This window comes from Streptomyces sp. NPDC058880, assembly GCF_042742535.1.
GTDB lineage: Bacteria > Actinomycetota > Actinomycetes > Streptomycetales > Streptomycetaceae > Streptomyces.
Genome location: NZ_JBHYMC010000136.1, coordinates 1 through 1,803, shown reverse-complemented (window position 1 = coordinate 1,803; position 1,803 = coordinate 1). Strand labels below are relative to the sequence as shown.

At 68.9% G+C, this 1,803-nt stretch carries 2 protein-coding genes; one reads left to right on the top strand and one right to left on the bottom strand.

Annotated elements, in window-relative coordinates:
• Positions 1–49 precede the first annotated feature (49 nt).
• Positions 50–832 carry a transposase gene (locus ACFW2G_RS33050; RefSeq protein WP_384585642.1) on the top strand — a complete coding sequence of 261 codons (783 nt, stop codon included), beginning with the start codon at positions 50–52 and terminating at the stop codon, positions 830–832.
• 648 nt (positions 833–1,480) lie between these two features.
• Here ACFW2G_RS33050 and ACFW2G_RS33045 read toward each other — a convergent pair.
• Positions 1,481–1,636, bottom strand: a complete 156-nt coding sequence (locus ACFW2G_RS33045; protein WP_384585639.1) for a hypothetical protein — start codon at positions 1,634–1,636, stop codon at positions 1,481–1,483.
• Positions 1,637–1,803 lie beyond the last annotated feature (167 nt).

Below are 1,803 nucleotides of genomic sequence, written 5' to 3'. Positions count from 1 at the left end.
CTGACCAACAGCTCCAGACACCCGGCGCCCCAAGGCCACCGGGCACCCAGTGCTGCCAACCCCCGCCCTGACCTGCTGCTATTTACGCGTCAGACTCCAGTCCAACCACCTCGGCACCGCCCAGGAAGAACTCCCGGACGGCTCGTACCTGTCGATGGCGCGACCAGGCAAGGAAGTCCGGCTCCGAGCCGCGCGAGAGGGCCGAACGCTGCCCAAGCACGTGATCTACCGGGTCATCACCTTCACGAAGGGCGGCAAGGTCGCCTATCTGGGCACGACGCTGCTGGACCCCGAGCAGTACCCGGCCGCCGAGCTGGTCGCGCTCTACCGGGAACGCTGGGAGATCGAGCTCGCCTTCGACGAGATCAAGAACCACCTCGGGCCAGGCGGCCCGATCAGGTCGCGTACACCGGAGGGCGTCCGGCAGGAGCTGTGGGCCTACTTCGCCGTCCACCACGCGATCCGCCAGTTCGCCCACACAGCCGCCCTCGCCCGACCGGCCGTGGACACCGACCGTGTCTCCTACCTGAAGTGCGTCCGCATCGTCCGCCGCAGCATCCCGTCCCAGCTCGGAGCGACGGCCACTAAACTCACCCGCTCCTTCGCCGAGGCCGGGCGGGAAGCACGTGCACGCCTCCTTCCCGCCCGGCGCAGCCGGGACTGGCCACGCGCGATCAAGAAGCCGAACCGCTGGCCCGTCCTGAGGACCCGAGCCAGACGCGACACGGTGCAGCCCGGCCGCTGGGCCCACAACCAGACCACGAAGCCGAAGAGCAACCGCCGAGCCGGAAGACCGGTGCTCAAGGAGGCGCAAGCCGTGCCACCACCGTGAGAGCGCGCTTGTCGGCCGGCAGATGGAGACCAGGTTCATGGGTATGTGAGGATCCGCCTGTGAAGTGCGACGTGTGCGGACGAGCGATGTGGCAGTGGCCTGGGCCACCGACTGCTTGGGCAGAGCAGATCTGGTCCTGCTCCTGGTGCTACGCCTCGACCCATGTGGGCGGCGAGTGGTTCGAGATCTCTCGACCCCCGTACCAGCCCATGGGCATGCGCTGGGAGAGAGCTGTCGCTAACGGCCTTTCCTCCGATGTCTCTCATGCCTTCGGGGCCTACGACACGACGCTGTGCGGGATCCAGCAAGCCGACATGGCACCCTCCGACCACTGGTGGCTGCCAGAAAGGGAGAACGCCTGCGGCGACTGCCGATCCGCAGCGGGCGGCATCGACAGTCGCTGGCCGCAGGCCATGCGAGGCGAGAACGCGCGCATCAGCGTGCCTCGGTCGGCGACCGCGGGATAGCTCGGAGCGAGGCAGCAGCGTTCCCAGGGTGTCTCACCCTGACTGCCGTAAGGCAACTGCATTGGCCTTCGCCGGCCCCCGGACCCCCGCTCCCCCGGCACCGCCCGACGCGGGCAGGTCGTGGGTGCTAGCTGCCGTTCGCGCCGGGGGACACCGCCCCGTGTGCCCAGTCACACCGGCCTCACCGGCGCCCAGCAACCCACTTCACGATCGACACGAGCAGCCCGGCACCGGTGAGGCCGAGGCCGACCGGGGCCACCAGTGACGGGTGCTGGTAGCCGAGGTAGACCAGGCCGCCCACGATCGTCAGGGAGACCAGCGCAATCGCGAGCCACACAAGAGGGTCCCGCCGGGGGGAGGCGGGATTGGTGGGGGCGCTGGAGACCTGCGCGAAGGGTGACTGGAGTGACTGAGAGGACGTTAAGTCCGTTTCTGGTAGCAGCCTCGTCCGGGCTGGGTGAGGAAGCCTTGGCGGGTGAGGCGTCCGAGGCGGCTGCGGGTGAT